The following is a 19,818-nucleotide window of genomic DNA, read 5'->3' on the forward strand; positions in this document are numbered from 1 at the left end:
GAAAAATAAAATATTTAGGAGTTGTACATTTTGGAACAAATCGAACAAAAGTCATTAACTCCTGATACTTTTTTGCAGGGGATAAAAGATTGTGTCCCGACATTGCTCGGGTATATTAGCATCGGTCTTGCATTTGGTGTTGTCGGAATTGCATCAGGTATATCGGTATTGGAAGTATTTTTACTGTCGGTGCTTGTATATGCAGGTTCCGCCCAGTTTATCTTTTGCGGACTGTACTTAGCCGGAGCTCCGGTAACAGCGGTCATTGTTACAATCTTCATCGTCAATTTACGGCACTTGCTCATGTCTTTGACAATTGCACCGTACTTCACAAAGTATTCGACGCTACGTAATATCGGATTCGGGACATTGCTGACAGACGAGACATTCGGTGTTTCCGTTGTTGCTGCCGGAAAAGAAGGACGTCTTGGCGGGAAATGGATGGATGGTTTAAATATAACGGCCTATACAAGCTGGATTGCCGCGTGTACAGTTGGGGGCATTATCGGGCAATGGATGCCGGATCCGGAAAAATGGGGACTGGACTATGCTTTAGTGGCAATGTTTGTCGCACTGCTTGTTCTGACGCTTGCGAGCATTCCAAAAGAAAAATTAATGCATTACATAAAACTGATTGGCATTATGATTATCAGCATGTACGGGATGCTTTACTTTATGCCGGGGCATTTAGCGGTTCTGTTATCAACAATGGTCGTTGCAACGATTGGGGTGGTATTGGAAAAATGACAACCTCGGTAGCGATGGTATTATTGATTCTCGGCTGTGCTTTAGTAACGTGGATTCCTAGAATATTGCCGTTTATATTAGTGAAAAATATGAAGATGCCAAAAATGGTCCTGCGATGGCTTGCCTACATACCGGTTTGTATATTGTCCGCCCTCGTTATTGAAGGTTTCTTCGAGAAAGAAGAAGCAATCGTTACGGTTCAATGGCTGAACATAATGGCGTTTATTCCGACACTGTTTGTTGCTCTACTTACAAAAAGTTTATCGAAAACAGTAATTGCCGGTGTCGTGACAATGGCGGGACTGCGATTATTGTTAGGGTGAAGGTGAAGGGTTCGAGCTTGTTTAGTTAAATGTGACTAAACAGGCTTTTTCTTTTAAGGGGGAATTGGGGAAGCCGCTGCTTTTATTAGAAGATGGGGCTTCGGAAGTAGAAACTTTTATGCCGAAAGTGGAATCTTTAGGATGAAATGTAGAAAGTTTCGAGTGGAAAGTAGAACAATTCGCATCAAAAGTAGAAGCTGCTGAATTTATTAGAAAATAAGGGCTCGAAAGTAGAAACTTGTGTGCAGAAAGTGGAATCTTTAGGATGAAATGTAGAAACCTTTACGATGTAAGTAGAATCTTTATCAAGAAAAGTAGAAACTTTCACCTCAAAATTAGAAGCTGCTGATTTTATTGTCACTTTTTCACGTATTAAAAATATCAGATGGTCTGATATTTATGTTAAAATAGGTAAGATATATCGTAAACGGAGGATTTGCTGTGTATAAATATTACGGAATCGCAATAATTGCAGTCATTTTGGATCAATGGACAAAGTGGCTCATTGTTAAAAATATGGAATTAGGGGAACGCATCAGTGTATGGGATCCTTGGTTTGGCATCTTATCGCATCGTAACCGTGGTGCGGCATGGGGCATGCTGGAAGGACAAATGTGGTTGTTCTCACTCGTAACAGTTGCTGTCATTATCGCAATTATTTATTTTAATCATACAGAAGCAAAGGGTAAGCCACTATTTCATGTAAGCTTAATGCTATTATTAGGTGGTGCGGTCGGTAACTTTATTGACCGTTTATTCCGAGGAGAAGTAGTTGATTTTGTCGATGTTTTTATACCGGTAATCAATTATCATTTCCCAATCTTCAATATCGCAGACGCAGCTTTAACAATTGCTGTTGTAATGCTTTTCATTACGATCATACTAGAAGAAAAAAAGGATAAGAAAAAGGTGAAATAATGACAGTAGTCACATTAACAATAGAAGAATTTGCAGGAGAACGTATCGATAAGGCACTTTCACAAATGGAAGAATCTTGGTCACGTTCGCAAATTAGTAACTGGCTGGAGGCAGAACGTATTTTAGTGAACGGTGCAACCGTAAAACCAAAATATAAAGTGAAGCAAGGGGACGTTATTGAAGTAACGATTCCGGAAGTAGAAGATTTGGAAATCGTTCCAGAAGATTTAAATTTAGAAATCGTTTATGAAGATGCAGACGTATTAGTTGTGAATAAACCGCGTGGAATGGTAGTTCACCCGGCACCAGGCCATACGTCAGGCACATTAGTAAATGGTTTAATGCATCATTGCAAAGACTTATCAGGCATTAACGGTGTAGCACGTCCAGGTATTGTACACCGTATTGATAAGGATACTTCCGGTTTATTAATGGTTGCAAAAAATGATGTTGCTCATGAAAGTCTTGTCAATCAGCTCGTTGAAAAGTCGGTAACACGTAAGTACACGGCTTTAGTACATGGTCGTATTGCGCATGAAAAAGGGACAATTGATGCACCGATCGGCCGTGACCAGAAAGACCGTCAAAAGCAGGCAATTGTCGATAAAGGCAAGCATGCAGTTACACATTTCCAGGTAATCGAGCGTTTCGGCGAGTTTACTTTAGTAGAGTGCCGTCTTGAAACAGGCCGTACGCACCAAATCCGTGTGCACATGAACTATATCGGTTTCCCGTTAGCAGGCGACCCGAAATACGGTCCAAGAAAAACAATCGATTTCGGTGGCCAAGTATTACATGCAGGTGTATTAGGATTTATCCACCCTGTAACGAAAGAATATTTAGAGTTTGAATCTCCGCTACCGGAAGACTTCAAGAAATTATTGGAAGAATTACGCGGATAATCGCGTATGGCCGTCTCCTTTTGGGGGCGGTTTTTTGTTTTCTGAGGTTTTATCGGAATTCCTTTGATCTTTGGGCGCGGTTATTAGAAAATATAAGGCTTTTATTAGAAGCGGGAAGGACTGGAAACAGGAAGTGGTATTATTTTTAAGTGTAGATTGCATTCAGGGGAACCTGGACAGGTTTATTAGAACATTCGAAGCGGATATTAGAAGAAGTTGCGGTGATATTAGAAGATCCGGAGCTTTTATTAGAAAAGGGGTAGCACTCGGTTCGATATGAGGCATTATTTTCTGCTTGTCTGCGTATTCAGGTAACCTAAACTGGATTTATTAGAACTTTTTCACGGATATTAGAAAAAGCTCACGACATATTAGCACATTGAGAAGCTTTATTAGAAAATCTTGAATACTTATTAGAACAATTAGCCATTATATTAGAAGATCCAACTTTTATTAGAAGATTTCAAAATATATTAGAACATTCAGCACATTTATTAGAAAATTCCCGCCCGAAAACGAATTCAAACTATTCTAACATTACCATTCAGTTGTCTGACCTTCAAAAAGTTTATTGACTTATAAAATAATCAAGCCTATACTGACAACAGTGAACTACAGAACTTGACGAGAGCAAGCAGGTAGTCACAGCAAATCTAATCAATCTGAATATTGTTCACCTTTAATGGCAGTCCAGAGAGGCTGAGAAGGGATAATGTGAAGCAACGGAATTTTTGTGCGCAAAAATACCCGTGTGCAGTTTTTCAACATGACTTTTCAAACCCTCTAGAGAACTTTCTAGAGGGTTTTTTGTTTGAAACCAACATTGATCATACCCTGTGAACACGGAAAAAACGAAAGGAGCAAAAATCATGGAAAGTTTTACAGTATTACTTGATGGACCATCGATGAACCGTGCGATTACGCGAATCGCACATGAAATCATTGAACGTAACAAAGGCATTGACGAAGTAATTTTAGTCGGGATCAAAACACGCGGCGCCTATCTGGCAAGACGCCTTGCAGAAAGAATCGAGACGATTGAAGGGAAAGCGATTCGGACAGGAGAGCTTGATATCACATTGTACCGTGATGATTTATCGCCTAAACATGATCAGGCACAGGTCAAACAAGTCGATATTGAGCACCAGGTAAAGGATCAGAAAGTGGTGCTGATCGATGATGTTCTTTATACAGGAAGAACCGTTCGTGCAGCTTTGGATGCCATTATGGACTTAGGCAGACCGGCGCAAATCCAGCTTGGGGTTCTCGTTGACCGGGGCCACCGCGAATTGCCGATACGTGCAGATTATGTAGGGAAAAATATCCCGACATCAAGCGTTGAACGCATTGTCGTCAATCTTGTGGAAACAGACAAAGAAGATATTGTAACAATTCATAAATTTGAGGAATAAGTGAATACAGGGAGAGAACATCATGACGAAAGCAGTATTGGATATTCATGAAAAACCTACAGCAGGGCAGCTGATTACATTTAGTTTCCAGCACATGTTTGCCATGTTCGGATCAACAATTTTAGTACCAAAATTAGTCGGGTTAAGCCCAGCCATTGCGCTTTTAACAAGCGGAATCGCGACAATTATCTTTTTAATCATTACCCAGTTTAAAGTACCGGCATATTTAGGTTCATCGTTCGCCTTCATCTCTCCGATTATCATGGTAGCAGGAATGACGGAAGCAGGAGTTTCAATCAATCCCGGAAATGCGATGATCGGGGCAATGATGGTCGGGGTTGTATACGCAATTGTTTCATTATTAATTTGGAAAACAGGCTACAAATGGCTGATGAACATTTTACCGCCAATCGTCGTTGCACCGGTAATCATCGTCATCGGATTGGGGTTATCAGGCACGGCAGTCGATATGGCGATGAATGTGAACGAAGAATATAGTGGTCTTCACTTCTCGGCAGCATTGGTAACATTAGCAACGGCGATTATTTTCAACGTATTCTTTAAAAATATTTTAAGCGCAATGCCGATTCTTATGGGAATTGTAGTCGGCTATATTTATTCGGTCATCATTGGAATTGTTGACTTCACGGCAGTAAAAAATGCGAAGTTCTTCGCATTGCCGGACTTTTTAATCCCTGGTGTTCACTATGAGTTCCAGCTGACAGGAGCAATCTTTATCGGAATGGTTCCAATCGTCATAGTAACAATTTCAGAACATATCGGTCACCAGCTTGTATTGGGGAAAGTTGTAAACCGCAACTATATTAAAGACCCGGGTCTGCATCGTTCACTGTTGGGTGACGGTCTTGGAACATTTGCTTCAGCACTGATCGGTGGTCCGCCAAAAACAACATACGGTGAAAACATCGGAGTACTGGCAATCACACGTGTATATTCAGTGTATGTCATTCTTGGGGCAGCAGTTGTTGCCGTCGTCGTATCGTTCTCAGGTCAGCTGATGGCACTGATTGAAACAATCCCGACAGCAGTACTTGGCGGTATTTCAATCCTGTTATTCGGGATCATTGCAGCAAGCGGTTTACGTATGTTAGTGGAAAGTAAAGTGGATTTCGGAAATAACCGTAACATGGTCATTGCATCCGTCATCCTTGTTGTCGGAATTGGCGGGGCAGCAATGCGCTTTACAGAAACATTTGCGATTGAGGGAATGGCATTAGCATCGATTATCGGTGTCATCTTGAACCTTGTCTTACCTGGTCGTGAAGTAACAGATAAAGATATTTACGAAACAGAAGAATAAAAAATATACCTTTTAAAGATTGTCCAGAGAGGCAAGGAAGGGTATGACATGCATGAAAGGATCATTAATAGGATGATACCTTACCTTGTCACACCCTCCAAGCCTCGCTAATGATAATAGCGGGGCTTATTTATGACGAGATATTGTATATTTAAACAAAAAGTAGATTAAATATTCATAATGTAATAAAATAATATCAAGCTAGCATTTGCGCCGGGGCGTAATTGATATAAGCGGAGGTACTCACATGAAAAACTTATTATCGATGGAACATTTGTCAAATGAAGAAATAATGATGATTTTAAATCGAGCACAGCATTTCGAAAATGGAGAAAAACCTGTGTTACAACGTGAATTTCATGTAGCAAACCTTTTCTTTGAGCCAAGTACACGTACAAAAACGAGCTTTGAAATGGCGGAGCGTCGACTAGGATGTACAGTTATTCCGTTTGATGCGGAATTCTCGAGCACAACAAAGGGAGAAACACTGTACGATACAGTCAAAACATTGGAAATGATCGGAATCGATGCAGTCGTAATTCGGGATAAGGAAGATGAATATTACAACGAACTTTTGGAAGGTATCGGATGTGCGGTCATCAATGCAGGAGACGGCGCGGGCCAGCATCCTTCACAGTCACTGCTGGATTTATATACAATTCAAAAAGAATTCGGGCGATTCGAAGATCTGAATGTAACAATCGTCGGTGATATATCACATAGCCGTGTTGCAAAATCAAATGCGACTGCACTTACCCGTTTAGGGGCAAATGTTCGATTCCTTTGTCCGCCGGCATGGGCAGGCAATTTCGAAGCGGCACATAGCTGGGATGAAGTACTGGAAGACAGCGATGTCATCATGCTGCTGCGCATCCAGCATGAACGTCATTCCGTAAGCAAGAATTTTTCGAAAGAAAGCTACCATGCAGAATATGGCTTAACGATTGAACGTGAACAACGGATGAAAGAGCGCGCTATCATTATGCACCCGGCACCGGTAAACCGCGATGTGGAAATTGCGGATGCCCTTGTTGAATGCAGACGTTCACGCATTTTTGAACAAGTGCGAAACGGTGTATTTACACGAATGGCCATTTTAGAAACGATTTTGAAAGGAAGAGATCAATATGACAACAGTTATACAAAATGTGAAGCTACTCAATGAGGAAGGCGAATTAGTAGTATCTACTATTGTAATAGAAAACGGCAAAATCGCTTCGATTAATGGAGACATTCCAGCCGGCGCTAAGCTGATTGATGGTAAAGGCCATTTCGCATCACCAGGTTTTGTCGATGTACATACACATTTACGTGAGCCTGGCTTTGAACATAAAGAAACAATTGCAACAGGCTCGGCATCTGCAGCAAAAGGCGGTTTTACAACAATTTGTGCGATGCCAAATACGAAGCCGGTACCGGATTCGGTAGAAAATATGCAGCTCATTAACGGATTGATCAAAGAAAGTGCAGTGATCCGAGTATTACCATATGGTTCATTAACAAAAGACATTTCAGGTGAAGTCCGCACAAATATGCAAGAGTTGAAAGAACAGGGTGCAGTCGCTTTCTCGGATGACGGAATTGGCATTCAGCTAGCGTCGACTATGTATGAGCAAATGCAGCAGGCAGCAAAACTCGATGCGGTTGTTGTTGCACACTGTGAAGATAATTCACTGATTTATGATGGAGTTATGCATGAAGGAAAACGCAATAAAGAACTTGGATTACCAGGGATTCCTTCTATTTGCGAGTCAGTACAAATCGCTCGTGATGTCCTTCTGGCTGAAGCGGCCGGTGCACGTTACCATGTATGCCACGTATCGACGAAAGAATCAGTACGTGCTGTAAGAGATGCAAAAGCGGCAGGAATTAAAGTGACTGCGGAAGTTTGCCCGCACCACTTATTATTAGAAGAAATGGATATCCCGTCAGATGATGCGAACTGGAAGATGAACCCGCCATTACGTGCTGCAGATGATAAAGACTCACTGCACGCAGCACTCCTGGACGGTACGATCGACTGTATCGCGACAGACCATGCACCACACACAGAAGAGGAAAAATGCTGCGGTATGGTTGGGGCGCCATTTGGAATCGTCGGTTTTGAGACAGCATTCCCACTATTGTATACAAATTTTGTAGAGACAGGGAAATGGACATTAAAGCAATTAGTCGACTGGATGAGTGTAAAAGCAGCCCAAATTTTCGATCTTCCATACGGAACATTGGAAGTAGGCGCTTCAGCGGATCTTGTACTGATCGATTTGGAAAAGGAACAGGCAATCGATGCAGAAGGGTTTGTTTCTAAAGGACGCAATACACCATTTAACGGATGGACAGCAAAAGGTTGGCCGGTAGTAACGATGTTTGAAGGTAATATTGTATATCAGGAGGCAGAATAATGAAAAAGCGTTTATTAATTTTAGAAGATGGCACTGTATTTACAGGTACTGCATTTGGAAGCGACAAAGCAAGTCAGGGAGAAGTTGTATTTACAACAGGGATGACAGGCTACCAGGAAACAATTTCCGATCCGTCATTTTACGGGCAAATTGTTACATTAACATACCCGTTAGTCGGAAATTACGGTATCAACCGTGATGACTTTGAAGCAATCAGTCCTGCAATCCGCGGTTTTGTCGTACGTGAATTGGCAGAACAGCCATCAAACTGGCGCTCGGATATGTCTTTAGGGGATTACTTGGCAGCACAGGATATCCCGGGCATCGAAGGAATCGATACAAGAAAATTAACGCGCATTATTCGTACAAAAGGGGCTGTACGAGCGATTTTAACTGAAGCTGACGCCGAAGTGGATATCGCACAGATCGTCGCTCAATTACAGGAGACACCGTATATTACACACCATGTCCGTGAAGTATCGCCAAAAGCGGCATACCCGTCACCAGGACGCGGAAAACGTGTTGTGCTGATCGACTTTGGAATGAAGCACGGAATTTTACGCGAACTGAACAAGCGTGACTGTGATGTAATTGTCGTACCATATAATACGACAGCCGAACAAATTTTAGCAATGCATCCTGATGGCATCATGCTTTCAAATGGTCCGGGGAACCCGGAAGATGTGACAGAAGGAATCGAAACAATTAAAGGACTAATCGGAAAAGTGCCAATCTTCGGTATTTGCCTGGGACACCAGCTGTTTTCACTGGCTTGCGGCGCGAAATCGTTCAAATTGCCATTCGGTCACCGAGGCGGCAATCACCCGGTAAAAAATCTGAGTACCGGCCGCACGGACTTAACGAGCCAAAACCATGGCTATGCCATTGATATCGAATCATTAAAAGATACTGATCTGGAGTTAACGCACGTCGCTTTAAATGATGGAACTTGTGAAGGGGTACGCCATAAGAAATATCCGATTTTCACGGTACAGTATCACCCGGAAGCATCACCAGGTCCAGAAGATTCAAACTACCTATTTGACGAATTTATCGAAATGATGGAAATCGAAGCAGCAAAGGAGAACCAATATGCCTAAACGTACAGATATAAATACAATTTTAGTAATCGGCTCAGGCCCGATCGTAATCGGTCAAGCAGCGGAATTCGACTATGCAGGAACACAAGCATGTCTTTCATTAAAAGAAGAGGGCTATAAAGTAATCTTAATCAACTCGAATCCGGCAACAATTATGACGGATACTGAAATCGCAGACAAAGTATATATCGAGCCGATCAGCCTTGAGTTTGTATCGCGTATTTTACGTAAAGAGCGTCCGGATGCCATTCTTTCTACATTGGGTGGTCAAACAGGATTAAATATGGCAATCGAGCTAGATGAGTCCGGCATATTAGATGAACTCGGGATTGAAATTCTTGGTACGAAACTGGATGCGATTCATAAAGCGGAGGACCGCGACCTGTTCCGTAACTTAATGTATGAACTTGGTGCACCGGTTCCGGAATCAGATATTATTCATAACATGGAAGAAGCGAAAGCGTTCGTTGCAAAAATCGGTTATCCGGTAATCGTCCGTCCGGCATTTACACTTGGAGGAACAGGCGGCGGAATTTGCTATAACGATCAGGACTTGCAGGAAATTGTAACGTCTGGTTTAAAATACTCTCCTGTAACACAATGTTTACTGGAAAAATCAATCGCAGGCTTTAAAGAGATTGAATACGAAGTAATGCGTGATGCGGCGGATAATGCAATCGTTGTATGTAATATGGAAAACTTTGACCCGGTAGGTATCCATACAGGTGACTCGATCGTTGTAGCACCGACACAAACATTATCGGACCGTGAAAACCAAATGCTGCGTAATATTTCACTCGATATTATCCGCGCATTGAAAATCGAAGGCGGCTGTAACGTACAGCTGGCATTAGATCCTTACTCATTCCAGTACTATGTAATCGAAGTAAACCCGCGTGTATCGCGTTCATCTGCATTAGCATCAAAAGCGACAGGCTATCCGATCGCGAAGCTTGCAGCAAAAATCGCAGTAGGACTTACGCTGGATGAAATTAAAAACCCTGTAACAGGATCGACATTTGCTTGCTTCGAGCCGGCACTTGACTACATTGTCGCAAAAATTCCGCGCTGGCCATTCGATAAGTTCGAATCTGCAAAACGTAACCTTGGTACACAGATGAAAGCGACTGGGGAAGTAATGGCACTGGGCCGTACATTTGAAGAAGCGATTTTAAAGGCTGTCCGTTCACTGGAAACTGGTCATGTGCATATTGAAATGAAGAATGCGGATGAACTAACTGATACATGGATTGAAAAGCGTATTAAAAAAGCTGGGGATGAACGTCTGTTCTTTATCGGTGAAGCGTTGCGCCGCGGTGTAACAGTGGAAAAAATCCATGAATGGTCTGCCATCGATCTGTTCTTCCTAACGAAGCTGAAAAAAATTGTGGATATGGAAACAACATTGGCAGAAAACATCGGCAATCAGGAAATTTTAAGAACAGCGAAGCGTCTAGGTTTTGCGGATAAAAAAATTGCACAGCTTTGGGAAATGGAAGAGCAGGCAGTTTATGATTTCCGTAAAGAGCATGGAATTATACCAGTATACAAAATGGTTGATACATGTGCGGCGGAGTTCGAATCGAACACACCATACTTCTACGGAACTTATGAGGAAGAAAATGAATCCATCCGTACTGACAAACCTTCAGTTGTCGTACTTGGTTCAGGTCCGATCCGTATCGGTCAAGGGGTAGAGTTCGACTATGCAACAGTTCACTCTGTATGGGCAATTCAGGAAGCGGGCTATGAAGCGATCATCATTAACTCAAACCCGGAAACGGTTTCGACTGACTTCTCAATTTCAGATAAATTATACTTCGAGCCGTTAACAATTGAAGATGTGATGCACATTATCGATCTGGAGCAGCCAATCGGTGTAGTTGTTCAGTTCGGCGGGCAAACAGCGATCAATTTAGCGGATAAGCTGGAAGCGAACGGTGTGAAAATTTTAGGAACGACACTTGAAGATATTGACCGTGCTGAAAACCGTAATAAATTCGAAGCGGCATTACAAGAACTGAAAATTCCACAACCTCCTGGCGATACAGCAACATCAGCTGAAGGTGCGATGAAAATTGCGGAAGGTTTAGGTTTCCCTGTGTTAGTTCGCCCTTCATATGTATTAGGCGGACGTGCAATGGAAATCGTCTATAACATGGAAGAGCTTGCTCACTATATGACAAACGCAGTTGAAGCATCACCGGATCACCCTGTATTGGTCGACCGTTACTTAACAGGACAGGAAATTGAAGTCGATGCCATCTGTGACGGTGAAAATGTGTTAATCCCGGGAATCATGGAGCATGTTGAACGCGCGGGTGTGCACTCAGGTGACTCAATCAGTGTATATCCACCACAAAAATTAACGGTTGCTCAGAAAGAAACATTAGTAGATTATACGACTCGCCTTGCAAAAGGTCTTGGTATTGTCGGTTTAATGAATATCCAATATGTAATGAGCAAAGGCGAAATTTACGTAATCGAAGTAAATCCGCGCTCAAGCCGTACTGTACCGTTTTTAAGTAAAATTACAAATATCCCAATGGCAAATATCGCAACAAAAGCGATTCTTGGTCAATCAATTATTGAACAAGGCTACCCGACAGGACTGGCAAAAGAACAGCAAGGTGTATTCGTAAAAGTACCGGTATTCTCATTTGCTAAATTACGCCGTGTCGACATTACATTAGGGCCTGAGATGAAATCAACAGGGGAAGTAATGGGGAAAGACGCAACATACGAAAAAGCATTATACAAAGGCTTCGTAGCAGCAGGTATGGAAATTAAAACACATGGTACGATCCTGTTCACTGTATCGGATAAAGATAAACAGGAAGCAATCAGCCTGGCGAAACGCTTCTCAACAGTCGGCTACCGCATCGTAGCAACAGAAGGTACAGCAAAAACATTTGAAGCAAATGGTATTAAAACAGACGTCGTAGAAAAAATCGGCGGTAAAGGCAAAACATTGATCGATATGATTCAAAACGGTGAAGCCCAATTAGTTGTCAATACATTGACAAAAGGGAAACAGCCGGCTCGCGATGGCTTCCGTATCCGCCGTGAATCGGTTGAAAACGGCGTACCATGCCTGACTTCACTGGATACAGCAGAAGCAATGCTGCGCGTAATAGAGTCAATGACATTTACAGCAGAAGAAATGCCGAAAGCGGAGGTTGTACACTAAAATGATTCGTCAAGAGAAAATGACAGTTGTAGCACAAAAGCAGATTGCGACGAACATTTTCGAATTGACACTACAAGGACAACTGGTTCAGGACATGACGCCTGGCCAGTTTGTTCATGTAAAGGTGTCAAATACATTCGAGCCCTTGTTGCGTCGACCAATCAGTATTGCCAATGTAGATAAAGAAAAAAATGAATTCACGATGATTTACCGTGCTGAAGGTCGTGGCACAAAATTACTTGCAACAAACCGTGAAAATGAAATCGTGGATGTTTTAGGTCCATTAGGGAACGGGTTTCCTGTAGAAGCGGCAAAACCGGGCCAGACAGCGCTTTTAGTAGGTGGAGGCATCGGTGTCCCGCCTCTGCACGAATTGGCGAAGCAACTGAATGCACGCGGCGTGAAGACGATCCATGTTCTAGGATTCCAGTCAGAGGATGTATGCTTCTATGAGGAACAGTTCAATGGTTTGGGCGAGACGTACTATGCAACAGTAGACGGCACGAAGGGGACTAAAGGATTTGTAACAACGGTATTTGATGAAGTAAAGCCTGAGTTCGATCTGTTTTATTCATGTGGTCCACTGCCGATGCTGCGTGCTTTAGAAGGCTATTACCCGGAGAAGGAAGGGTACTTATCGTTTGAGGAACGGATGGGCTGCGGTATCGGGGCGTGCTTTGCATGTGTATGCGATACGACTGAAGGTTACGGAAAAGACTACGTAAAAGTATGTTCGGACGGGCCAGTATTCCCGAAAGGAGTTGTGGCATTATGAGCCGATTAAACTTACAATTGCCGGGTTTGGACTTGAAAAACCCGATTATGCCCGCATCAGGCTGTTTTGGCTTCGGGCGCGAGTATGCACAGCTTTATGATTTGTCAAAGCTTGGTGCCATCATGATTAAAGCAACGACTGTGGAAACGCGTAAAGGGAATCCGACACCCCGTGTAGCCGAAACATCAGCAGGTATGCTAAATGCGATCGGCCTGCAAAATCCGGGGATTGAAAAGGTAATGGGAGAAGAACTGAAGTTTTTGGAAGACTATGATGTCCCGGTTATCGCCAATGTTGCCGGAACGGAAGTTGCAGATTATGTGGAAGTAGCAGAACGTATTTCAAAGGCATCCAACGTAAAAGCGCTGGAATTGAATATTTCTTGTCCGAATGTAAAGTGCGGAGGAATTCAATTCGGAACCGATCCCGAAACAGCTAGGCAGTTAACTGCTGCTGTAAAGGCGGTTTCAAGTGTACCTGTCTATGTAAAGCTGTCTCCGAACGTGACAAGCATCGTAGACATTGCCAAAGCAGTTGAAGCAGGCGGAGCGGACGGTATAACGATGATTAACACACTTGTGGGAATGCGGTTGGACGAGCGTACAGGTAAACCTGTCATTGCAAACGGGACAGGTGGCTTATCAGGTCCGGCTATTAAACCGGTAGCGATACGTATGGTGTATGACGTTTATAAAGCAGTGAATATCCCGATTATCGGTATGGGCGGAGTAACTTGTGCGCAGGATGTAATCGATTTTATGTCTGCCGGTGCTTCAGCCGTGGCAGTTGGTACAGCAAACTTTGTTGATCATTTCGTATGCCCGACAATCATTGAGGAACTACCGGTCTTGCTGGACACGTTGAATGTAGACCATATTTCGGAAGTTATCGGAAGGAGCCACCGTTAATATGAATACAAAACCTATTATTGCTTTGGATTTTCCGGGTGAAAAAGAAGTTATAAGCTTTTTAGGAAAATTCGAAGAGAAACTTTTTGTTAAAATCGGAATGGAACTGTATATGCAGGAAGGTCCGGATATTGTACGGAAAGTAAAAGAGCAAGGACATGATATATTTTTAGATTTAAAGCTTCATGACATCCCGAACACTGTAAAATCGGCGATGAAGGGCTTAGCAGGCCTTGGTGTGGATTTAGTGAATGTCCATGCAGCAGGCGGCCTTAAGATGATGGAAGGTGCATTGGAAGGTTTGGAAGCCGGTACACGAGCCGGAGCAAAAAGAGCAGCATTGATTGCCGTTACACAACTGACGTCAACGATAGAGCAGCAAATGCAGGAAGAGCAGAAAATTGCCCTATCTTTAAAAGAGTCTGTTTTACAATATGCACAGCTGACAAAACAAGCGGGTCTCCAGGGTGTAGTCTGTTCTGTTCATGAGGCACAGGCAATCCGTGAAGCATGCGGCGATGACTTTTTACGGGTGACACCGGGTATTCGTATGCTGGGCGGGGAGGCACATGATCAGCAGCGTATTGCAACCCCTGATGGAGCTAAAAAGGACGGTTCGTCATTAATAGTTGTTGGGCGTGCCATTACCGGAGCCGTCAATCCGGTAAAAGCATATCAAGAAGTTTGTAACTTATGGGAGGCTAACTAAAATGTCATTACAAAACGAAATTGCACATGCAATGCTAAAAGTAGGAGCGGTGGAATTAAATCCAACCGATTTATTTACATGGGCTTCAGGAATTAAGTCACCGATTTACTGCGATACACGTTTAACAATTTCAGATCCTGTTATTCGCAAACAGCTTGCCAATGGACTGTCCTCATTAATCAATGAACATTTTTCGGACTGTGAAGTAGTGGCAGGTACTGCTACTGCGGGAATTCCCCATGCTGCCTGGGTTGCGGATATTATGCAATTGCCGATGGTATACGTGCGTTCAAAAGCAAAAGAGCACGGGCGCGGAAACCAGATTGAAGGAAAATATGCAAAAGGTCAAAAGGTCGTTGTAATTGAGGATATCATCTCAACAGGCGGCTCATCCATTACTGCTGTTGAAGCACTGCGCAATGCCGGCTGTGAAGTATTGGGGGTCGTATGTGTATATACATATAATCTGCCTAAAGCGGATCAGGTGTTTAATGAAGCTGGCGTAAAATTTGTTTCGTTGACTAATTTCGATTACTTGATCGATGCAGCAAAAGAAGCATCAGCTATTGAGGAACAGGACATTCCTTTCCTGAAAAAGTGGCATCAGGACTTAAAAGCAGGAAATTTAAAATAAAGTTAAAATTTAATCCGTGGGGGTATCCAGCCCCCACGGATTGTTTGTTGAACGAGTCAGACTACTACCGATAGTATAATTCCTCGTTAATGCGAGATAAAAAAATATTAAAAATATTCTAAAACGTGTGAAGTTATCAAAAATATACTTTACACGTTTTTGTTATAGTTATATAATTCCATTATGCAAATTATCAGTTTTTTTTAATAATGAAGTTTAATGAAATTGAATTTTATTAAACTACATAAAAAAGTATTTCTCGATGTTTTTATGTTGAAAAGACATAATTATAATCACAAAGCGTTAATTTTTGAGTGTAATTATCGGAAAATTTAAATTTAAAAGAATAGTTTGCTATTGATAAATTTAAAATGTTAAATTAGAATAGTTAGAAAGTTTAATAATTGACATGTAAATATATTTTATGGATAATTTACGAAGTAGTACAAAAAATTAACAAATTATTAATATTTTAAAAAGACTGAGTATTAGCAAGGTTTAAATTTTTTCGATAAGGGTATTTTAATCTATTTGGAAAAATTTAATATAGAGCGAGTTTAGCAGAGTCGAATGTATGTTTAAGGAGAAAGGAGCGGTTATTTAATGTCTACGAATGAATTATTAGAAATCCGAAATTTACGTACGAGTTTCCGTATTAAAGATACATACTACCCAGCTGTAGACAATGTTTCGTTAACGCTTCGCAAAAATGAGATTTTAGCAATTGTTGGTGAATCAGGTTGTGGGAAAAGTACTTTGGCAACATCAGTAGTCGGGTTGCACAATTCTATTACTACAAAAGTTGAAGGGGAAATCCTTTACAACAATCAAAACTTAGTTAAATTGACAGATGAACAGTTTAATAAGTTAAGAGGAAATGACATCGGTTTTATTTTCCAGGATCCACTTTCTGCATTAAATCCATTAATGCGCATCGGTGAACAAATTGAGGAAGGGTTAATTTATCATACTAAATTAACTAAAGAACAACGTGAAAAACGTGTTATTGAATTATTGGATCAAGTAGGGATTGCCAATATGGAGCGTGTTGCAAGACAATTCCCGCATCAGTTATCGGGTGGTATGCGCCAGCGTGTTATGATCGCAATCGCTTTATCAGGAAAGCCGGCAATCATCATCGCGGACGAACCGACAACAGCACTTGATGTAACAATCCAAGCACAGATTCTGGACTTGTTAAAGTCACTGCAGGATGAAATTCAGTCAGGCATTATTTTAATTACACATGACTTAGGGGTTGTTGCTGAAGTAGCAGACCGCGTAGCTGTAATGTATGCCGGTGAAGTAATAGAGGAAGCACCTGTTGTAGAGTTATTCAGAAATCCGAAGCACCCGTACACAAGGTCATTACTGAAATCAATTCCTCAAACAAACAGTGAGAATGAAAAATTAGAAATAATTCAGGGAATGGTTCCTTCTTTAATGAAGTTACCACGCCAAGGCTGTCGTTTCTCATCACGTATTCCTTGGATTCCACAATCAGCCCATGAAGCAGATCCAAAGCTTCATGAAGTTGCTCCTGGCCATCTTGTACGCTGTACTTGCTGGAAAGAATTCCATTTTGAGGATGAGGAAGGGAGCGTAAATCAATGAGTTTCATGCAAGTAGAAGATTTAAAAGTTCACTATCCGATCCGAGGCGGATTTTTTAACACAGTAGTTGATCATGTATATGCGGTAGATGGTGTAACGATGGAGTTTGAACGCGGAAAAACTTACGGTCTTGTAGGGGAATCCGGCTCAGGCAAATCAACAACCGGTAAAGCGATTATCGGGTTGGAGAAAATTACATCAGGACGCATTCTTTATGAAGGTAATGATGTAACAAATGCTCGCCGTAAACGTGATTCAGCATATAACCGGGATATCCAGATGATCTTCCAGGATTCACATTCCAGTATGAACCCGCGTAAACGTGTATTGGATATTTTAGCAGAGCCAATTCGTAATTTCCTGAAACTGACTCCGCAGGAAGAGCGTAGACGCATTAATGAGCTACTCGCAATTGTAGGGATGTCAGAGGACGTACTTCTTAAATATCCACACGAATTCTCTGGTGGACAGAAGCAGCGTTTAGGGATTGCCCGAGCAGTTGCATGTAACCCGAAAATGATTATCGCGGATGAACCTGTTTCGGCACTTGATTTATCCGTACAGGCACAAGTTTTAAACTTCATGAAGGATATTCAGGAACAATATGGAATTAGTTATTTATTCATCTCCCACGATTTAGGTGTTGTTCGCCATATGTGTGACCATATCTCAATCATGTATAAAGGAAGATTCGTGGAAACAGGAAAGCGTGAAGATATTTATACAAATCCGCAGCATATTTATACAAATCGTCTGCTATCTGCAATTCCTGACATTGAGCCTGAAACACGGATTGAACGTAAGGTTGAGCGTCAGAAGGTTGAAGCAGCATATCGTCAGGAACAACATAAATATTATGACAAGGATGGAAAAGTATATCCTTTAAAATCGATTTCAGACTCACATCAAGTAGCAATGTCTGAAGATGAAAAGGAGCGTGTATAGTATGTGGAAAACGATAGTTCGCCGTGTGTTGATAATGATTCCGCAGCTATTTATTTTAAGTCTCCTAATTTTTCTATTAGCGAAACAAATGCCTGGAGATCCATTTACAGGATTAATTACACCGGAAACAGATCCGAATGTTATTGAAGAATTACGTGTTAAATCAGGTTTCTATGATCCATGGTATGTACAATATTACAACTGGATCACAAATGCAGCACAGGGTGACTTCGGTCAGAGTTACACATTTAAAAAGCCGGTTGCAGATATTATCGGTGACCGTGCAATGAACACATTATTACTTTCATTGCTCAGTGTAGTTTTCCTTTATGTGCTGGCAGTACCACTTGGAGTTCTTGCTGGACGTTACCACGATTCATTCTTGGATAAATCGATTGTACTTTACAGCTTTATTTCTTATGCAATACCTGCATTCGTACTGTATTTAATTTTCGTATTCGTGTTTGGTTACCGGCTTATGTGGTTCCCGACAAGCGGTACGGTGGAGATAGGACTGGATCCCGGAACCTGGAGTTATTATTGGAGTAAATTCTACCATTTACTATTACCGGCAGCCAGCTATGCATTGCTGGGTACGACGGGTGTCATTCAATATTTACGTTCGGAAATTATTGATGCAAAAACAATGGATTATGTTAAAACAGCACGCAGTAAAGGGATTCCGATGAAGAAAGTATATTCACGTCATATTTTCCGTAACTCTCTGTTACCGATTGCAGCATTCTTAGGATTCACGATTACCGGTTTACTTGGTGGATCGATTTTCATTGAAACTGTATTCGCTTATCCGGGAATGGGTAAATTATTTGTCGAATCCATTTCAAGTCGTGACTACAGTGTCATTACGGCATTAGTAATGTTATATGGCTTCTTAGCATTATTAGGTAGTCTATTATCCGATATTATCTTAAGTATAGTGGATCCGCGAATTCGCATAGACTAATTAATTAATAATGACTAAGGAGAGGTGATTTTAATCATGGAAAACAAAAATGAACAGACAGTAGAAAAATTAGAATCTCAAAGCTCTCCACCAACAGGTATTCAAGTAGTATGGCGAGAGTTTAAAAAAGATAAATTAGCAATGTTCTCTTTAATAGGAAGTATTATTGTAATGATCGCGATTATGTTCATGGCATTCTTCACTATTGATCAGACAGAAATAATGAAAATTCAATTATTGGAGCGTTTTACTGAACCAGGTGTTCGAGGGTATATTCTTGGGGCCGATGAAGCCGGACGGGACATGCTTGGCCAGCTCATTATCGGAGCGAAGAATTCAATTTTAATCGCAATCGCGGTTACGGTTATTGCCAATGTTGTCGGAATCATGCTTGGTATTATTATGGGATATTACGGTGGTTTCATCGATAATTTCTTCATGCGTATTATAGATTTCTTTATCACTCTACCAACTACAATGATTATCATCGTAGTCGTAACAATCATTCCATCATACGGAATATTAGATTTAATCTTAATTATTGCAGCATTTCAGTGGATGTCGACGGCCAGACTTGTGCGATCCAAAGCACTTTCTGAAGCACGACGCGATTACATTAGTGCCTCTAAAACAATGGGTACAAGTGATTTCGCAATCATGTTTAAAGGATTATTGCCAAACTTAAGCTCAATCTTAATTGTCGAAGTGACGTTAAGTTTTGCGGGAAATGTAGGGATTGAAACAGGTCTTTCATTCTTAGGTTTCGGTTTACCACCGTCAACACCAAGTTTAGGAACTTTAGTAAGTTATGCTATGAACCCGATAATTTTATCGAGTAAATGGTGGGTATGGTTGCCTGCATCAATATTTATTTTAGTAATGATGCTTGGTATAAATTATGTTGGTCAAGCGTTACGACGCTCTGCTGACGCAAAACAACGTTTAGGATAATAAG

At 41.5% G+C, this 19,818-nt stretch carries 18 protein-coding genes; all 18 read left to right on the forward strand.

The features are described from left to right. Nucleotides 1-30 precede the first annotated feature (30 nt). Entirely contained in the window at nt 31-747 is a 717-nt protein-coding gene (locus MKX73_RS11625; RefSeq protein WP_340717568.1) for an AzlC family ABC transporter permease, read from the forward strand. Beyond that, on the forward strand, nt 744-1,070 hold the full coding sequence (locus MKX73_RS11630; protein ID WP_340717569.1) for an AzlD domain-containing protein: 327 nt from the start codon (nt 744-746) through the stop codon (nt 1,068-1,070). The genes MKX73_RS11625 and MKX73_RS11630 overlap by 4 nt, the downstream gene beginning before the upstream one ends. Nucleotides 1,071-1,511: 441 nt before the next feature. Beyond that, nucleotides 1,512-1,988, forward strand: coding sequence for a signal peptidase II (lspA, locus tag MKX73_RS11635; protein ID WP_079525056.1), 477 nt, complete (start codon nt 1,512-1,514; stop codon nt 1,986-1,988). Next, nucleotides 1,988-2,890 carry an RluA family pseudouridine synthase gene (locus tag MKX73_RS11640; protein ID WP_340717570.1) on the forward strand — a complete coding sequence of 301 codons (903 nt, stop codon included), beginning with the start codon at nt 1,988-1,990 and terminating at the stop codon, nt 2,888-2,890. Before lspA ends, MKX73_RS11640 begins: the two co-directional genes overlap by 1 nt. Before the next feature lie 869 nt (nt 2,891-3,759). Beyond that, complete coding sequence (pyrR, locus tag MKX73_RS11645) at nt 3,760-4,302, forward strand: bifunctional pyr operon transcriptional regulator/uracil phosphoribosyltransferase PyrR (RefSeq protein ID WP_340717571.1); 543 nt, start codon at nt 3,760-3,762, stop codon at nt 4,300-4,302. Nucleotides 4,303-4,324: 22 nt separating this feature from the next. Continuing rightward, nucleotides 4,325-5,623, forward strand: coding sequence for a solute carrier family 23 protein (locus MKX73_RS11650; RefSeq protein ID WP_340717572.1), 1,299 nt, complete (start codon nt 4,325-4,327; stop codon nt 5,621-5,623). A gap of 247 nt (nt 5,624-5,870) precedes the next feature. Continuing rightward, entirely contained in the window at nt 5,871-6,788 is a 918-nt protein-coding gene (locus MKX73_RS11655) for an aspartate carbamoyltransferase catalytic subunit (protein WP_340717573.1), read from the forward strand. Continuing rightward, the gene (locus MKX73_RS11660; RefSeq protein WP_340717574.1) at nt 6,751-8,025 is read left to right on the forward strand and encodes a dihydroorotase; all 1,275 of its coding nucleotides are present in this window, start codon (nt 6,751-6,753) and stop codon (nt 8,023-8,025) included. The genes MKX73_RS11655 and MKX73_RS11660 overlap by 38 nt, the downstream gene beginning before the upstream one ends. Then, nucleotides 8,025-9,125, forward strand: coding sequence for a carbamoyl phosphate synthase small subunit (locus MKX73_RS11665; RefSeq protein WP_340717575.1), 1,101 nt, complete (start codon nt 8,025-8,027; stop codon nt 9,123-9,125). The genes MKX73_RS11660 and MKX73_RS11665 overlap by 1 nt, the downstream gene beginning before the upstream one ends. After that, a complete protein-coding gene (carB, locus tag MKX73_RS11670) occupies nt 9,118-12,315 on the forward strand; it encodes a carbamoyl-phosphate synthase large subunit (protein WP_340717576.1) in 3,198 nt (1,065 codons plus the stop codon). The genes MKX73_RS11665 and carB overlap by 8 nt, the downstream gene beginning before the upstream one ends. A 1-nt stretch (nt 12,316) precedes the next feature. Beyond that, nucleotides 12,317-13,090 (forward strand): dihydroorotate dehydrogenase electron transfer subunit, encoded by a 774-nt coding sequence (locus tag MKX73_RS11675; protein ID WP_340717577.1) that lies wholly within the window; start codon nt 12,317-12,319, stop codon nt 13,088-13,090. Continuing rightward, on the forward strand, nt 13,087-13,998 hold the full coding sequence (locus MKX73_RS11680) for a dihydroorotate dehydrogenase (RefSeq protein WP_340717578.1): 912 nt from the start codon (nt 13,087-13,089) through the stop codon (nt 13,996-13,998). Before MKX73_RS11675 ends, MKX73_RS11680 begins: the two co-directional genes overlap by 4 nt. A gap of 1 nt (nt 13,999) precedes the next feature. Beyond that, a complete protein-coding gene (pyrF, locus tag MKX73_RS11685; RefSeq protein WP_340717579.1) occupies nt 14,000-14,707 on the forward strand; it encodes an orotidine-5'-phosphate decarboxylase in 708 nt (235 codons plus the stop codon). 1 nt (nt 14,708) lies between these two features. Beyond that, on the forward strand, nt 14,709-15,341 hold the full coding sequence (gene pyrE, locus MKX73_RS11690; RefSeq protein ID WP_340717580.1) for an orotate phosphoribosyltransferase: 633 nt from the start codon (nt 14,709-14,711) through the stop codon (nt 15,339-15,341). 603 nt (nt 15,342-15,944) lie between these two features. Beyond that, the gene (locus tag MKX73_RS11695; protein WP_340717581.1) at nt 15,945-16,955 is read left to right on the forward strand and encodes an ABC transporter ATP-binding protein; all 1,011 of its coding nucleotides are present in this window, start codon (nt 15,945-15,947) and stop codon (nt 16,953-16,955) included. Continuing rightward, on the forward strand, nt 16,952-17,899 hold the full coding sequence (locus MKX73_RS11700) for an ATP-binding cassette domain-containing protein (RefSeq protein ID WP_340717582.1): 948 nt from the start codon (nt 16,952-16,954) through the stop codon (nt 17,897-17,899). The genes MKX73_RS11695 and MKX73_RS11700 overlap by 4 nt, the downstream gene beginning before the upstream one ends. A gap of 1 nt (nt 17,900) precedes the next feature. After that, a complete protein-coding gene (gene opp4B, locus MKX73_RS11705; protein WP_340717583.1) occupies nt 17,901-18,863 on the forward strand; it encodes an oligopeptide ABC transporter permease in 963 nt (320 codons plus the stop codon). A gap of 36 nt (nt 18,864-18,899) precedes the next feature. Beyond that, complete coding sequence (locus tag MKX73_RS11710; RefSeq protein WP_340717584.1) at nt 18,900-19,814, forward strand: ABC transporter permease; 915 nt, start codon at nt 18,900-18,902, stop codon at nt 19,812-19,814. Nucleotides 19,815-19,818 lie beyond the last annotated feature (4 nt).

This window comes from Solibacillus sp. FSL W7-1436, assembly GCF_038007305.1.
Taxonomy (GTDB): Bacteria; Bacillota; Bacilli; order Bacillales_A; family Planococcaceae; genus Solibacillus.